The 14,765-nt window shown below is 40.0% G+C and carries 16 protein-coding genes; 10 read left to right on the forward strand and 6 right to left on the reverse strand.

Annotated features, from left to right (window positions below; genetic code table 11):
* Positions 1 to 145: 145 nt before the first annotated feature.
* On the forward strand, positions 146 to 658 hold the full coding sequence (locus tag ACFFAP_RS09765) for a helix-turn-helix domain-containing protein (protein WP_375511032.1): 513 nt from the start codon (positions 146 to 148) through the stop codon (positions 656 to 658).
* Positions 642 to 1,349 carry a transposase gene (locus tag ACFFAP_RS09770; RefSeq protein ID WP_375511033.1) on the forward strand — a complete coding sequence of 236 codons (708 nt, stop codon included), beginning with the start codon at positions 642 to 644 and terminating at the stop codon, positions 1,347 to 1,349. The genes ACFFAP_RS09765 and ACFFAP_RS09770 overlap by 17 nt, the downstream gene beginning before the upstream one ends.
* A 357-nt stretch (positions 1,350 to 1,706) precedes the next feature.
* Here ACFFAP_RS09770 and ACFFAP_RS09775 read toward each other — a convergent pair whose 3' ends face one another.
* Positions 1,707 to 1,898, reverse strand: a complete 192-nt coding sequence (locus tag ACFFAP_RS09775; RefSeq protein WP_375511034.1) for a hypothetical protein — start codon at positions 1,896 to 1,898, stop codon at positions 1,707 to 1,709.
* A gap of 495 nt (positions 1,899 to 2,393) precedes the next feature.
* On the opposite strand from ACFFAP_RS09775, the gene ACFFAP_RS09780 reads away from it, so the two are divergent.
* Both ACFFAP_RS09780 and ACFFAP_RS09785 read left to right on the forward strand, forming a co-directional pair.
* On the forward strand, positions 2,394 to 2,594 hold the full coding sequence (locus tag ACFFAP_RS09780) for a hypothetical protein (protein ID WP_375511035.1): 201 nt from the start codon (positions 2,394 to 2,396) through the stop codon (positions 2,592 to 2,594).
* Between the two features lie 593 nt (positions 2,595 to 3,187).
* A complete protein-coding gene (locus ACFFAP_RS09785) occupies positions 3,188 to 4,333 on the forward strand; it encodes an IS4 family transposase (protein WP_375511064.1) in 1,146 nt (381 codons plus the stop codon).
* Between the two features lie 388 nt (positions 4,334 to 4,721).
* On the opposite strand, the gene ACFFAP_RS09790 is transcribed toward ACFFAP_RS09785, so the two are convergent.
* Positions 4,722 to 5,735: a transposase gene (locus ACFFAP_RS09790; RefSeq protein WP_375511036.1), complete on the reverse strand. Its 1,014-nt coding sequence runs from the start codon at positions 5,733 to 5,735 to the stop codon at positions 4,722 to 4,724.
* Between the two features lie 878 nt (positions 5,736 to 6,613).
* A complete protein-coding gene (locus ACFFAP_RS09795; protein WP_375511037.1) occupies positions 6,614 to 6,793 on the reverse strand; it encodes a hypothetical protein in 180 nt (59 codons plus the stop codon).
* A gap of 55 nt (positions 6,794 to 6,848) precedes the next feature.
* On the opposite strand from ACFFAP_RS09795, the gene ACFFAP_RS09800 reads away from it, so the two are divergent.
* Together ACFFAP_RS09800 and ACFFAP_RS09805 are read left to right on the forward strand one after the other, a co-directional pair.
* Complete coding sequence (locus tag ACFFAP_RS09800) at positions 6,849 to 7,067, forward strand: hypothetical protein (RefSeq protein WP_375511038.1); 219 nt, start codon at positions 6,849 to 6,851, stop codon at positions 7,065 to 7,067.
* 18 nt (positions 7,068 to 7,085) lie between these two features.
* Positions 7,086 to 11,048 carry a hypothetical protein gene (locus tag ACFFAP_RS09805; protein WP_375511039.1) on the forward strand — a complete coding sequence of 1,321 codons (3,963 nt, stop codon included), beginning with the start codon at positions 7,086 to 7,088 and terminating at the stop codon, positions 11,046 to 11,048.
* 141 nt (positions 11,049 to 11,189) lie between these two features.
* Here ACFFAP_RS09805 and ACFFAP_RS09810 read toward each other — a convergent pair whose 3' ends face one another.
* From ACFFAP_RS09810 to ACFFAP_RS09820, 3 genes are all read right to left on the reverse strand, one after another.
* Positions 11,190 to 12,137: a hypothetical protein gene (locus ACFFAP_RS09810; protein ID WP_375511040.1), complete on the reverse strand. Its 948-nt coding sequence runs from the start codon at positions 12,135 to 12,137 to the stop codon at positions 11,190 to 11,192.
* A 33-nt stretch (positions 12,138 to 12,170) separates the two neighbouring features.
* Complete coding sequence (locus tag ACFFAP_RS09815) at positions 12,171 to 12,299, reverse strand: hypothetical protein (protein ID WP_375511041.1); 129 nt, start codon at positions 12,297 to 12,299, stop codon at positions 12,171 to 12,173.
* Between the two features lie 67 nt (positions 12,300 to 12,366).
* Positions 12,367 to 12,642, reverse strand: coding sequence for a helix-turn-helix transcriptional regulator (locus ACFFAP_RS09820; protein WP_242064958.1), 276 nt, complete (start codon positions 12,640 to 12,642; stop codon positions 12,367 to 12,369).
* A 146-nt stretch (positions 12,643 to 12,788) separates the two neighbouring features.
* Between ACFFAP_RS09820 and ACFFAP_RS09825 the strand changes: the two genes are divergently transcribed.
* The 4 genes from ACFFAP_RS09825 to ACFFAP_RS09840 all read left to right on the forward strand — a co-directional run bounded on the left by ACFFAP_RS09825 (position 12,789) and on the right by ACFFAP_RS09840 (position 14,731).
* The gene (locus ACFFAP_RS09825; protein ID WP_375511042.1) at positions 12,789 to 13,706 is read left to right on the forward strand and encodes a hypothetical protein; all 918 of its coding nucleotides are present in this window, start codon (positions 12,789 to 12,791) and stop codon (positions 13,704 to 13,706) included.
* Positions 13,707 to 13,796: 90 nt separating this feature from the next.
* Positions 13,797 to 14,123 (forward strand): hypothetical protein, encoded by a 327-nt coding sequence (locus ACFFAP_RS09830; protein ID WP_375511043.1) that lies wholly within the window; start codon positions 13,797 to 13,799, stop codon positions 14,121 to 14,123.
* The gene (locus tag ACFFAP_RS09835; RefSeq protein ID WP_375511044.1) at positions 14,116 to 14,316 is read left to right on the forward strand and encodes a hypothetical protein; all 201 of its coding nucleotides are present in this window, start codon (positions 14,116 to 14,118) and stop codon (positions 14,314 to 14,316) included. The genes ACFFAP_RS09830 and ACFFAP_RS09835 overlap by 8 nt, the downstream gene beginning before the upstream one ends.
* 25 nt (positions 14,317 to 14,341) lie before the next feature.
* Positions 14,342 to 14,731 (forward strand): hypothetical protein, encoded by a 390-nt coding sequence (locus ACFFAP_RS09840; protein ID WP_375511045.1) that lies wholly within the window; start codon positions 14,342 to 14,344, stop codon positions 14,729 to 14,731.
* The last annotated feature ends 34 nt before the right edge of the window (positions 14,732 to 14,765 follow it).

Raw genomic sequence — 14,765 nt, forward strand, 5'->3', positions numbered from 1 at the left:
TGAAAGGGAGTAGCTACTGGCTAATTAAGTCAGTACATCTGAATCAACATACTAGTACAGGAGGGCGGAAATAAACCAAGCATTATTGTGAGAAACTAAGAAAGTAGAGTCAAAGCAGTTTAGGTTGAAAACAAGGGAATCAGGTGTGGCACGATTAGCTCCAAAACTATTAAATTTGAACGAGAGCGATCGCTCAGAACTGCAACAGTTGATAAACCGACACAATACAGCGCAACAACTAGTACTACGTGCAAAAATAATTCTCCTAGCGTCAGAGGGGAAAAATCATGGTGAAATTGCGCGGATATTAGATATAAGTCTTGATATGGCTCGTTTATGGCGAAACCGATGGTGTGAAACTAGCGATAAAGAGTTATCTATTTTGCAGAGATTACAAGACTTAGAGCGTATTGGCGCACCAGTAAAATTTAGTATGGAGCAAGTAATCGAATTATTCGCCCTTGCATGTTCACCACCGGAAGACTATGGACGACCAATAAGTCATTGGACACCAAGAGAATTAGCAGACGAAATTATGAAACAAGGGATAATTGAAAGCATATCCGTCCGCCATCTGGGAAGATTATTAGAAGAAGCAGAACTTAAACCCCACCAGAGTCGCTACTGGTTAACCCCCCCCTGTGGACGAAGAATTTGACGCAAAAGTTGAAGATATTACTGGTTTATACATCAACGCCATTGAACGTTATCAAAACAGAGAGCGGACAATATCCATTGATGAAATGACTGGGATTCAGGCTACTGAGCGTCTAGAAAAAGATTTACCAATGCGGCCAGGTTTAGTTGAAAGACGGGAATTTGAATATATTCGTCATGGTACACAAACTTTAATAGCTAATTTTGATGTTGCCACTGGTAAAATTATCGAGCCTAATTGTGGAGATTCCCGAACCGAATCCGATTATCTCCTCAATATTCGTCGAATTATTGAAAGTGACCCCAATGCCAAAAAATGGCATTTAATTATGGATTGTCTGAATACTCACCAGTCTGAGTCGCTGGTTCGTTTGGTTACACAAAGAGAAGGTTTGGATGTTGACTTGGGTATTAAGGGCAAAAGCGGCATCCTCAAATCCATGAAATCCCGTGCTGCTTTTTTAACTGACCCAACACATCGAATCGTTTTCCATTACACACCCAAACATTCTTCTTGGCTCAACCAAATTGAGATTTGGTTCAGTATTTTGGTTCGGAAATTACTCAAGCGTGCCAGCTTCAAAAGTCAGGATGACCTCAAAACTCGAATTCTTGAATTTATCGACTATTTTAATAAAACAATGGCCAAACCTTTTAAGTGGACATATAAGGGTAAAGTCTTGGCCATCTAATACTTGGCTTATTTCCGCCGTCCTGTACTAGTATATAACTTCCCAAGCGTGGCAAGAAAAAATACTTTCGTCAAAACATACTATCAAGGTGCAGAGAATACATACTACTCTGCACCAATCAACTGAGGGTAAACAGCAACTCTTGGGTGCTGTTGAGAAATGAATGCCTAAGATCCTTGTTGGACAAAGCTTTCAGCCTTAGCGTACAATTTTCCCGTTTTGGCACGGTGATGCCTTCTATACACCTACGCTATACGTTAGTAGCACCAAGAGCTTACAAAACGTAGGTTGCTAGGACTGCGCCAAAGAAAAAACCAGCGTGGCTAGCTGGTCAGAAGTTTTGTTACTGCATTGCAGCTACCCACGGACAGCCTCTATGCTCCCATCTTCGTTGACTTTATAAAGTAACATTGGCATCACCCCCTCAACTCCCTTCTTTGCGAACTCATGAATCTGTGCTTGATCCTCGGCTCGGTCTGTATCGAGATAGACACCTGAGTCAGTTTCGGTATCTCCTAGCCCGTGCTCTGCAAAATATAACACTCTCATAGTGCCATTTGTCCTCCTAAAACAATGTACAAATGATAACAGAGTTGTCCATTCGTTACAAGTCGTCTAACCAACCACACGTCGCAGCAACCCGCGAAAGCACCACCTAGAGTGATAGGATAACTGAGGTAAAAACGCTTGTATTTGGCTCGCTGTATACGTTTGAGGGTGACAGGTTTTGCTCTTGTTGGTGGTGAGGGCAGTCCACTTAAGTGTCACTTGCGGGACTGATGATACTTCAGTGCACAGCACTAGCCCAACACAAATAGAAAGACTGGCGAAGGTGCGGCATCTGCGGGGCTAAACACCAGTAAAATGACTCAAGTGCTTGCACAGCTTACGTTTCGTCTGCGGGGATATGTAGCAGAAGCAAAGCTTCGGTGGTATAGTATTTGAAATCGCATCTGTGAACATACGTACGGCTGAAACCCTTGCTGCGTGGGGTTTATCGGTTTGAAACCGGAGAACTCCAAAGTTTCAACGCAATTGTGTCGTTTGAGCGCCTTACAAAAACAGTCATTGGAACGCCTCAAACGCTTGCCACACAAGCATTTGGTCGCCTTACATTCGATAACCGGAACGCCTCAAGCGGCTATTGATGGATTGGCAACGACGAAAGTCCATTTGAGCACTCCCCAGTTTTATATGTCTCAAGCGCTGAAACCGGGGTTACAGCAGGCTGTAGTAAACATTTGAGGCGTGCTCGATTTAGGGGTTCAAGCGCTGAAAGTAGCTCGTAGCAATGGTTTAAGGGGTGCTAGCCGTCTCTCATTGTGTTTAGCTAGTGCTGCGCACTAAAGATACTTCAGTGCGGTAGCACTGGCAAGTGCCCTCATCGCTTTACACTTTTGGTACTTTAACGCAGCAAATGCTTACTGGTCGGGGGTTCTATCGTGATACATAAGTGCTGCTTGAGTCTTGCCCGTTAGCTATGCACAAGTGACGAATCATTATTTATAAACAAGAGCGGGCACTTGTGCACTTTAGGAGGCATTGAGCCGAGATACGTGTAAAAACCTGCAATATGATCTGGAAACGCCTTCTATGACTAAATTTCAAAGATTTCTGGTGGTAGATTAATTGCAGCTTCAAATGGTTGCGGAATTGACTGTAAATTCACCACATAATCCAATACGGTTCAGTTAAGGCTGAAAATCATGTAAATTAAGCATTGTTCCCAAAGCTTAAAATTGAGTGTGGTGCATCTTAAGGATTTCTCGTTGGTGTGTCCTGATATACAAAGTGCTGACCTACTTAAAACAATCGAGACGGCGATTCCAGCTTTTGTCATTGAACAGGCGATCGCTAATACCCAAACTCAAGAGGAGCGCAAGCGATCGCTACCAGCGCAATTAGTGGTAAGTCTGGTAATAGCAATGAGTCTTTGGTCAAAAGACTCGATGCGTGATGTGCTGAAAAACTTGATTGATGGACTTAGTGTTGCATGGGTTAAGGTTGGTAAATATTGGCGAGTACCTTGTAAGTCAGCCATTACACAAGCCCGACAGCGACTGGGTGCAAGGGTAATGAGCCAATTATTTCATCAATTAATACGACCAATGGCGACACAGGAGACATTGGGAGCGTTTCTCAATGGACTAAGAATTGTAGTCATTGATGGTACTTGTTTCGATGTCCCAGACAGCGATGAAAATGCGAGAGTTTTTGGTCGCCCCAGTAGCCGTCCAGGTACAAGAGCAGCGTTTCCCAAAGTCAGGTTAGTAATCTTGATAGAAGCGGGAACACACTTAATCTTCGATGCGTTAATGTGTCCATATCGCATCGGAGAACGAGTGCGGGCATTGAAATTATTACGCTCTGTACAATCAGGGATGTTGTTGATGTGGGATAGGGGATTGCACTCATATGCAATGGTACAGGCAACAGCGTCCAAGGGGTGTGATTATTTAGGTAGAATTCCCGCCAATGTAAAATTCCTTGCAGAACAAGCGTTAGAAGACGGCTCTTACTTATCATATATTCATCCATCGGGCAAGCTCAGAAAAAAGGGTTGTCAACCAATACTGCTACGAGTGATTGAATACACAATTGAACATCCCGAAAACCCTAGTGAACAACTTACATATCGCTTGATTACTAGCCTCTTAGATATTGAAAAATTCCCAGCAGAACTATTAGCCAGAGAATATCATCAGCGATGGGAAGTAGAAAATACCATTGATGAGTTGAAAATACATCTGTTAGGGCGCAAAACTCACGTTCGTTCCCAAAAACCACGGGAAGTCGTGCAAGAGGTATACGGCTGGTTGTTGGGACATTGGTCAGTCAGGGTGTTAATGTTTCAAGCTGCAACTACTGCCGGGGTTCCACCATTACGCCTGGGTTTTACAGGAAGATTACGAGTCATCCGTCGTGCCATTCCTAAGTTTCAACGTTTACAACCAGAAGAATTCCCTTTTTTTTCGATTGGCTAACCCTAGAGATTTTAGATACGTTATTACCTGAACGAGTTTCACGTAATAACCCCAGAGTTGTGAAAAAACCTGTATCAAAGTTTCGTTCTAAAAAGCCAAAACACAGAGGTACTGGACAACGAGTTGAAACTCCTAAATTTCATATCACTAATCAGTCTTTCAGCCTTAACTGAACCGTATTGAGTTTGAAAAGGTTAGCTTCTTTGGAAGGCTTTTTGGGGCAAAATCTCCAACCCCTGAATTTACTTCTTCATTACCAAATTTTATTCTTCAGCAATTTCATGAAGCCGATAAAATCTCAAACCAGCCTCTAATTACTACTATTCAGGACTTACGCAACTGGCACAAATAGCGGGCAGGGCGCAGCCCTAACACGCGACAATTTAAATCAAACCAAGCACACAAGAATACTTGGGCGTTTCAGTTGCTGAATTAAATAATTAGAAAGCAAGTTATGCTTGATCTGATAGATAGTTTGGCCAGTTCTATAGGCTAAATTCTTTAACCTAACCCAAACCAACATTGCACAAGCAATATGATTTCTTTGAAGTCTAGCTTTCCGACACTGACAAGATTCAATGCCAGTTAGTTGTTTAAATTCCCTGTGAAACTCCTCTATTTTCCAACGAATTTTACACACCTCTTGTACAACATTCGTGGAACTTTGAGATAAATCGTTAGTGGCGACATAATCCGTTCTGTTGGTAGAAACAGTAACCCGGAACAGTTTCACTTTTTTATTAGCTGGGAACCCTTTAATTTTTATTATTTTACCACATTCTAATTCTTCTTGCTCCCATTCTAATAATTCAATCCGTTTATATTTTTCTTGACCAAATGTATCATCAACTAAACGATTATTTTTTAAAGGGCAATAGTAAATTTTGTCTAAGCTATCAATATATAGCATTAAACTTTGTACCGCATACCATGTATCCATCAAAACAGTATCAAATGGTAAAAGCTTGTGATACACAAGGCTTTGGAGCATGTCTTTCACATGGTCTATCTTGGTTTTGCCATCGACATCAGGATTAAAAATTCGATAATCTATGACCCAAAATCTTTGAAGTGTAGGGTTGACATACACGCAGCTAACTACACCAATGCCTTTCAGGACACCATGCTCATTACCACTATATTGTCTTCTGACTATTTCTATTTCTTCAGAATACCTTTTATCTAAAACACTATCATCAAATATTATGTAATCATTGTCATCAGGTTCAACTACCTCTTTCACGTTATCCCATAGTAAACGAGGTGTTAACTTTTCGGTTTTCAAATAATAGTTAATTGCATCATGACTAATACTCTCTAAATGCTCTGCCAAATTGGTAATTGTGTAATTAATTTGACTACTTAATAAATATTGGCAGTAACTAAGCTTAGTAAATCTCATTACCCTTAGCAAAATTTATCTAATACAACCTCTACCTATTTTCTCATGAATATTTCATTTCAATAGTGCTTCCAAGACAGCGACTTCTATTACCAAGACAAAACTTTCAAAATCAGATTTAATTAATACTTATGTACTATCGGCAAGCGATCGCATTGTGCCAGTTGCGTAAGTCCTGCTATTAATAAAAATTATGAAACTGAACTTTATAGTTTTCAATGGGAAACTTCTCAATTTCCTGTTAGAAGCCCCCAACTATCTTTCGAGGAATGGCAACATCTATTCAAAGAGTGGAAACAAAAGGAAGAAGAACGAAAGAAAGAACAACGTGCTAAAGAAAGATTACGCCTGCAAGAAGAACGTCAAAAATTAGAGAAGCAAAGAGAAGAACGTCTCCGATCTGAGCAACAATTACGAGAAGATAAACTTAAACAAGAGAAACAGAAAGAGGAACATTTGAAATTTGAGAGGCAAAAAAAAGAACGTAGTAAAACCGAGCAGAAGTTAAAAACGGAGAAGCATAGCCCACAACAGCAAAAACAGATAAATCCATATTCAACTAACAATAACTCTTGGAGTATACATAATTTCTGGAGTAATAATTTATCAAATAGATCAAGTGAAAAAGTGTACGTGCAAGGATACCGTCGTAAAGATGGGACTTGGGTTGAAGGATATTGGCGTAGTAACAAATAAGCAAGTGTTACTGTTAGTAAAACTTATTACTTATTGATAAATTGATAACACTATTATCTGCCCTTTTAATAATTGCTATGCTTCACTCAACGAACTGGACTATTGCCCATAAACAATTCAAAATGACTTACTGTAACTAGACTTATAATATTTTATCCTACTGAGACTTTTACAGACTTACATCATTTTTGATCGCTACTCTTGTATTCTTTTTCTATTACACTTAACACTTTATCTTCCAAATCCGTCAAATAAGCACGATTCAGCTTCCCCAGCGACTCCAAAAACCTCTGCACTGACTCCTCCAGCCCACTCGAATAAACCCGACTGATGCGATCAGCTACGCTGGGCGCTTGCGCCATCGCAAATCACCTGGATCTGCTCACACTCGGCAGGCAGGTAGTTGAAGGAGTTTAAGTGTTGCAACCCAATGGTGTACTCGCCATCCCACATTTTCACGCTGCAACTGAACTCTCTCACATTGCTAACGATGCACTAGCACCCGCCCATACTCTTGAGTTCAAGGTTGTCTTTAACAACGATTCGGCAAAAACAACGATTCGGCAAACTTTTTCATCAAAAAACCAAAAAACTATACTACTGCTTAAGCAAGGTAAAATTAGCATTAAAGCCTAATAAAGAACAAACTATTGCATGATTTTCAGTATTTCCTCGTCTCAGATAGAGAAATTAGATAGTAAAGAACTTGTTGAACTATTAAAAAAATTACTACACGCTGAAGCTCAACGCTCAGGTATAAGCTTAAGAGGAGTCTCTGTACCCCTTCAGATTACTGTTGCTGATGGAGGAGAAGATGCACGGATTTCATGGACTAATGGTCTTGAGCAAACAAACTATTTGCCATCAAGATTTTGTATATTTCAAGCAAAAGCAACTGATCCAGGCCCAGCAGGTTGGAAACAAGAAGTTTGGACAAAAAGTAGCAAGAAGAAGAGTCTAACACAAAAGAAATTGAATGAAGCAGTTGCTGAAGCTATTGCCGAAAATGCTTCTTATATCGGTTTTACATCTGCTGTATTAATTGGCTCTTCTAAATATAAGAAACGAATTGAAGCTATAAAAGAAGGTATTCGGGAAGCTGGGGCTGATCCTGAGCAACTAAAGACTATTAAAAGAATTGAAGCTATAAAAGAAGGTATTCGGGAAGCTGGGGCTGATCCTGAGCAACTAAAGACTATTAACATTTATGATGCAAATAAGATTGCTGATTGGGTATCACTATATCCTGCGATCGCCATCTGGCTTAATGAAAAACAATCTGGGCTGAATTTAAAAGGCTTTCAAACAGTTGAAACATGGGGACAGAAAGCTGATATAGTATCAATTTCGCAGGTCGAAGATAAAGCAAGCCGTTTTTTTATCGGAGGTGAAAGTAGTATAAATAACTCGTTGACTTTCGATAAAGTAAAAGAACGGATTGCTGATTTCCTAGCTAATTCTAGAAAATCGGTCAGAGTTATTGGTTCATCGGGTTTAGGAAAAACTCGGTTTGTATATGAGGTCTTGAGAGATGAAAATACAATAGCGAAAAATGCATTAAAAACATCTACCATTTATTGTGATTTCAGGGATATTGGCAGTCAGATATTTCAAATAGTCCAGGCTATTGCTGAGTCAAAAAATTATGCACTGCTGATCGTAGATGAATGTCCACGCGATACTGCTGTTAGAATTTGTGAAATAGTCACAGGTGAAGGTAGCAACCTCAAAGTTATTACAATTGGTAATGATAACCAACCTATTGAAAAAGATAACTGCCTCAATATTTCTGTTACTCCTGCTGATGACTATCTTATTGAAGGCATTATTCGACAAAGATACCCTAATGCTGATTATTCAGATGTTAACTTTATTAAAAATATAAGTGCTGGTTATCCACGTATTGCAGTATTAGCTACGAATAATTATTCAGAGGGATTACCAATTCTCAAGTCTATTGAAGATGTTGTAGAACGCATTCTGTCAGGTTGTTACATAAATAGACCAGAACAAGTTCGAGCAATTGAGTGTCTTGCATTATTCAAACAACTAGGTGCAGATAAAAATATTAGTGATGAAATTGATTTTGTTGCTGAAAATTTAGCCAGGCAAACTGGTGATGAAATGTATGAACATTTAGCTTTCGCGGCAAAACAAAATCTTATAGATTACCGTAATCCCTATTTTGCACTTAAACTTCAGCCAATAGTAGCATTTTTGGGAACAAGGCGATTAGATTTTCTCCGAGTAAAAACCATCATTAATTTTATAGAAAACGCTTCTCCATCACTACGTAAATCTTTTTTAAGCCAATGGTGCTATTTTGGTGATTCAAAAATAGCTGCTACAGTCGCTCAACAGCTTTTAGCAAGAGATGCTTGGTGCGGTTCGTTAGAGAAGTTGAAAACAGAGATTGGCTCTCAGTGTTTAAATGCCATAGTACATATCGAACCTGATAGCGTGGCTGATACTATCCGTTATTTATATAAAGACTTGCCTATAGACAATTTAAAGGATGCAGTAACCTACAAGCAAGAATTTGTACAAGTTTTGTCAATATTGGTTTCTCGTAGAAGTTCGTTTTACATAGCTGGGTTAATGCTAATGCAATTTGCTGCACTTGAAAATCAATCTTCTTCAAGTAAGGTATATAACCGATTCAAACAGCTTTTTCAATTATATTTAAGTGGAACAGAAGCTGAACCCTCTGAAAGATTTGCAATACTTGACCAAGGAATATCATCTGGCGATGAAAGAATTATTTTAGTTTGTATTGAAGTATTGGAAAATACTCTTAAGAAAGATTATTTCTCCGGTTTAAGCATTTCTAATCAAATTGGTAATCAACCTCCTCTTAAAGATTGGATACCAAAAATTTGGGCTGAAGTTTTTAATTTTAATAGAGAAGGTTTTCAAAGACTGTATCATATAAGTTACCAATATAAACAATTTGCTAACAAATGTGAAAAGATTATTGCTAACTCAATCCGTTCACTCCTTTGTGAATACCTCTTTGATGACATTGAGAAGATTCTAATTAAAATAAAAAAGGACAAGGGAGTTTGGTTTGAGGCTATTAAAGGAGTTGGTGATTGGCTATATTTTGATCGAAAAGATGCACCAGAAGAGTTTTCTGCAAAAGTTAGAAAGCTTTATAACAAACTTATGCCAACCGAGCCAATACAGAAGGCACTTCTCTACACGAAATTTTGGACAGTAGATATTAACGATCCTGACTTAAACTACGATAGAGATAATATATACACTCAAGATTTTGAATATTCAAGCAGAAAAGCCAAGGAAATTGCTGCTGAAATTGCAGAAGACGAACAGCTTACATATAGAGCTATTCAAGTAATGCTTAGAGAAGAATTAAATAATGTGTTTCCCTTTACTCATGAGTTAGCTATGAAATTGGAAAATCCTGTAAAAGCTTTTCAATTTGCAGTAAACGAATTTGAGGCATCTAGCGATCAAAGGGGGATACAATTTATCCGTGGATTAATTGTCGGTATTGATAAAAAGGATACTCAAGCTTCAAGTGAGTGCATTCAGATTGCTTTACAATCAGATGCTCTCAAGGATCAGATGGTAAATATATACACTGCTACTAAGATTTCTGTTGAAAGATTAAATAAAATTGTTCAGAGTGTAAAACAGGGAAATATACCTGTAACAAGTTGTGTGTATTTATCCTATGGACAAGGATTACAAAACCTTAGTGTTAAAGAAATTCTTCCTTTTATTGATGAACTAGCTTTTAATTACGGAGCAGAAGGTGTATGGACATCTCTTGAAATTATTTCCATGTACCAACACAATAGAGAGAATCTCGATCAAGAACTTGCTAAACGGATTAAAGAAATAATCACTTCACAAGAAATTCTTGAAAAAACAAAGGCAACTAGAAGAGATGGTAATTTGTTTGAGCAGCTTCTTCTCTTAGTAAAAAAACATTATGGGATTGGAGATGAATTTGCAATTGGTTTAAGTAATCAAGTTATAAGGCTGTGCCAAGTTGAAGACTACCAAATTTTTGCAGCATTAGATGACTATTGCCGAAATATCATTAGATTGTTAGTTAAAGAAAAACCAAGTTTAATCTGGGAAGCTCTCTCACGTTTCTTTGAAACTGCAACTCCATCAGAAATCTATTTTTTAAAAGCTCTTATTGAGCCTTCACAACACTTATTTGATGGAGAATCTCACAATAAAGAAGGTATACTATTCGGTGTTTCGGATAATGAATGTAAAAGATGGGCTAAAGTTAACCCAGAAATACGTGTACCGTTCCTATGTATTTTTTATCCTATAATTGATAGGGATAAAATGGGTAATAATAGATGGCATCCTGCTTTGGAAAGCTTATCTTATGAATTTGGTGCTTTTGAATCCTTTCGTCTCGCCTTATCACGTCGCATACATCCTAGTTCATGGTCGGGGTCTATAATCCCATACTTTGAAGCTTATTTAATACCTCTGAAAAAATGGTTCACACATTCAGTACCAGAAATGTCTTTTTGGGCAAGGGATACACATCGTTTGCTAGAAAGACAAATAGCTAACGAACGTAATAGGGAAGAACAAAATATAGGATCGCTCTTTTTTCCGCACTAAATTAAAAGCAATAAGTTGCAATTAGAATTTTAATGAATGACAACGACTGAGTTTGAGATCGTCTTATTAAATTTATAAAAACTGTAATAGAAAAACATCAAACATAAATTTACAAATTTTTTAAAAGGATTCTCTCGCCCTTTATTCAGACTCCAAAACACTCAACAATTTCTCCTCTACAGCAGTTAACCAAGGTCGATTTAGTTTTCCCAATAATTGCAACAAACTTTTGGCTGTTTCCTCCAATGAATCGGAATATATCCTGGCAATGCGATCGCAAATCACCCGCATCTGCTCACACTCGGCAGGCAGGTAATTGTAAGATTTAAGGTGCTGCAAACCAACAGTGTGTTCGCCATTCCAAGTTCTCACAGTACAGCTAAAGTCGTTTACTCCGCTAACAATCGCCCAGCACCCGCCCTTGCCCCTGAGTTCCGGGTTGTCTTTGACAAGGATTTGGCACACTTCGCCAATCTGGTAGGTATTAGGTACTTGGGTGCGTTCCATGATACGCTGCACAACGTCTTTCACAATCCTACCAGTTGGTACTTTACCACCAGAAAGTTCTACTGCTCTTAGCCACACTTCCTGCTGTTCCTGGGGTTCAAGCTTTGTCATGGGTCGAACTTGCCCCTCGCTGGTAGGCAAGATTTGTACCTGATCGGAGTGGACTGTAGCAGGATTATCTTCAATTTCATTTTGTGTCCAAATTGGACACATTTTGATCAAATTATCTACAACTCCAGCAGCTTCAATTAATCTGTAAGGATGACGGCGCTCAAACCCAAACCTGTCCTTGCAATACTCTTCAAAGGTTGAATGCGTCGAACGGTACAGCCGACGATCGCGCAATTCTGCCAGTGCCTTTCCCGCCTCAAAAAACGCTCTTTCCACACGGCGCTCTAAATGCAGGCGATCGCGTTGTTCCGTTTCGGACAACTCCTCTACTTCAGCAGCAGTAACTGTAATTGTTGCTGTAGCTGGGTTTTCCTGAAGGAAGATATCCTCAAGGTCTTGGTCATCTGGTAATGTGCTGTCACTGAATGCAGAGGAGGTGGCTTTGTTGCGCTTACGAGGTGATTTAGTCATTATTCCACCTCTAACTGAACAGTGCTTGAAGAGTCAACTTTTAAGGTCTTGTCTCCATCTGACTTTACCTGTAGCAGCTTCAAAGCATACTTTGTCTCCATATTGCCGCACTTCTTCTTCTGTTGCAGCGTGTCGTGACTTTGGTTTCTTTTCCCTAGTCATACCTGTTCCACTGCAAGGAGAGTAAGAACAATACTGTTGATTTTCAGTTTTCCCAGGACAAAAGCACTCATGCAGCCTCAACCTCTGAGTTGGAACGCTTTCTTGATTTGCGTTGAGGTATGTCTTCTGGATTTCTCATTTCAAAAAGATCACCTACTTCTCTAGTAAAGTAATTGCACAAAACTTCAACTGTACCGACATCAACGCGGCTGAAGTTATTTGTGAACAAGCGGTTAATCGTTGTGATATCTAACCCTGTTTCTTTTGCCAACTGTCTCTGTGACAGCTGTGGATCTTTTTCTGCCATAAGCACGGCTAGCCTACAAAACATTTTTTTGCTCATCCCTCCATCGTACCTGTAGGCTACATTAACACAAAGCTATGCACTAGCGCATACAAAATATGTATATATACATATATTATTTGCATTAATCCTTGACAACTGTATGTACTACCGCATACACTAATATGTATTAGAGCAAATAAAATTTGCCAAAAACAAAAGACGACCGCCCCAGTCTGCAAAACGAAGCGATCGCCTTTCAAAAGATCCACCATCAAGATGGAGTATTACTTATCATGACATACCAAATCTACAGCCATCAACAGCTGCAACTGAAATCTATTGCTCGGCTCAAGCAAATCTACAGCGAAATCGCCTGCACAGTCGAAGTAAGCGACAAACGCTGCAAGGATTCTTGGATTAGTGCGATCGCTGATTATCAAGCCACCCAAGCTCAGAAAATCGCCCAAGCTGCCCCCAATGAACAAATCACAGCCCAAGCCAACGCGATGGCTGCGCCAACGCCAAGGGCGAACGTACCGGAACAACTCACTCCTGTAGAAATCTCTTTTTACGAACACGAATATTACGCTGGTAATCAGATGATAGCCAGCATCACCCATGACGACGACCACTTAACGCAACCCTGGGTAGTGATGGTCAACGATAAAGAAGTATTTCGTGCCAACACCGTAATGCGCTGTCATCGTTTCATCTGCACTCACTACAAAGATGGCACACTGCCAGTGCAGAAACAAGAAGCAACACCGTGTACCACTGGTAACGAAATCATGGCACAGATTTTCACTGAATGTGAGAAATTCGGCTTTGAAATCCTTGACGATGGAATATATAACAACGACGTGAAACTGGGCAAAGTCGGATGCACTGACAACGGCTGGTGGTTCACACGCGCCACAGACGAAACCCAGCAGCACATTCCCTGTGACTCGGCGTTGGATGCTGTGTGGTGGCTGTCGATGGTGGACACCGTGCCCCATGCAGAAGCGGTTGACTGTGAAGAATTGCTAGACCGCCCATTTGAGATGCTGACTGCCCTTGATTGGGAAATGTTACGGGAGTATGCGCCAGTTGCAGAAAGTCAGGAGTTGGTGACGGCGTAATTCTCGCAAAGAAGAGAGCGATCGCTTGACTGTTACAACTCCAGTGATCGCTCATCAACTACTTGCTTATTCACCAATTCCATTAAATCAATGCAACCCACAATATCAATCCCCCAACACTGGGGCTACCCTCGCTTTGCCTTAGAACAGCGTACTAAGGATGGCATCATTCTGGGGTTTTATTACTACCCAAATGGTACAGAATTAGCTGAACAATTTGGTGGTGGTTGGCGTTATGCCTTGATGCCTCACAAAAACTCTGACGAACTGTTCCACTTTCAGGAAAATCAAATCCAACCACTTTCCCCAGAAGAATTATTCTCAGAAATTACCGCAGAGATTGAGTTTTATCAACAGCAGATAAATATTCTCAAGCAACAGTTAGCCGCAATGACTGGAGGTAGCACCAATGGCTAATTCTACAAACAGTTTTGACCGTAGGGCTAATCATTTGCTGCGTTCTCTACAGCTTTGTGGTGGTTGTGTTCCATTACATCGGCTGCAATTCCAATTCTCCGCCAAGGTTATTCAAACTCTGCTGGATAAAGAACTGGTGCAAGTACAGAACACTGGGCGCGGCTTTTTGTTGGAGATTGCCGAGGATTTTTAGGTTATTAATCCCAGAGGACACAATCATGAAACTTTACGCGAAAACCATTCCACATACTTTACCCGATTGGGCAACCATCATCACGCAGAGCGCAGATTTAATTGAGATTGAAATCAACGATGAACACCCTAATTTCCAATCTCTGCTTGAAGAATTAGAGACGGAGATTGAACCAGGAACAATAGGAGTCAAAGCAGAAGATTTATGTTCACGGCTGGGTATTGAAATGTCTAGCCCCAATCTCTACCAATTACTCGAACAAGCCCAAAATCTGATATCCGAAATTGCTACGCACCCAGACTACAAACAACTGCTGGGCTTGGGATATCAACCTGATTTAAACATTGCTGATGCTAGCACTGCCCTGACTTATTTGAAATGGGAGTTAGAGCGCAATCGAGAATCTTCTGTCTAGTACAAAAGCGTTCACCTAAAGGAATGCCATTACT

The sequence above is a fragment of the uncultured Nostoc sp. genome (assembly GCF_964245575.1).
Classification (GTDB): domain Bacteria; phylum Cyanobacteriota; class Cyanobacteriia; order Cyanobacteriales; family Nostocaceae; genus Nostoc.

What these genes read in the sequence shown, in the direction of transcription:
- ACFFAP_RS09805 (WP_375511039.1), top strand. Translation starts at nt 7,086, where the DNA reads ATGATTTTCAGTATTTCCTCGTCTCAGATAGAGAAATTAGATAGTAAA.
- ACFFAP_RS09840 (WP_375511045.1), top strand. Translation starts at nt 14,342, where the DNA reads ATGAAACTTTACGCGAAAACCATTCCACATACTTTACCCGATTGGGCA.
- ACFFAP_RS09790 (WP_375511036.1), bottom strand. Translation starts at nt 5,735, where the DNA reads ATGAGATTTACTAAGCTTAGTTACTGCCAATATTTATTAAGTAGTCAA.
- ACFFAP_RS09795 (WP_375511037.1), bottom strand. Translation starts at nt 6,793, where the DNA reads ATGGCGCAAGCGCCCAGCGTAGCTGATCGCATCAGTCGGGTTTATTCG.
- ACFFAP_RS09775 (WP_375511034.1), bottom strand. Translation starts at nt 1,898, where the DNA reads ATGAGAGTGTTATATTTTGCAGAGCACGGGCTAGGAGATACCGAAACT.
- ACFFAP_RS09810 (WP_375511040.1), bottom strand. Translation starts at nt 12,137, where the DNA reads ATGACTAAATCACCTCGTAAGCGCAACAAAGCCACCTCCTCTGCATTC.
- ACFFAP_RS09830 (WP_375511043.1), top strand. Translation starts at nt 13,797, where the DNA reads ATGCAACCCACAATATCAATCCCCCAACACTGGGGCTACCCTCGCTTT.
- ACFFAP_RS09815 (WP_375511041.1), bottom strand. Translation starts at nt 12,299, where the DNA reads ATGACTAGGGAAAAGAAACCAAAGTCACGACACGCTGCAACAGAAGAA.
- ACFFAP_RS09820 (WP_242064958.1), bottom strand. Translation starts at nt 12,642, where the DNA reads ATGAGCAAAAAAATGTTTTGTAGGCTAGCCGTGCTTATGGCAGAAAAA.
- ACFFAP_RS09835 (WP_375511044.1), top strand. Translation starts at nt 14,116, where the DNA reads ATGGCTAATTCTACAAACAGTTTTGACCGTAGGGCTAATCATTTGCTG.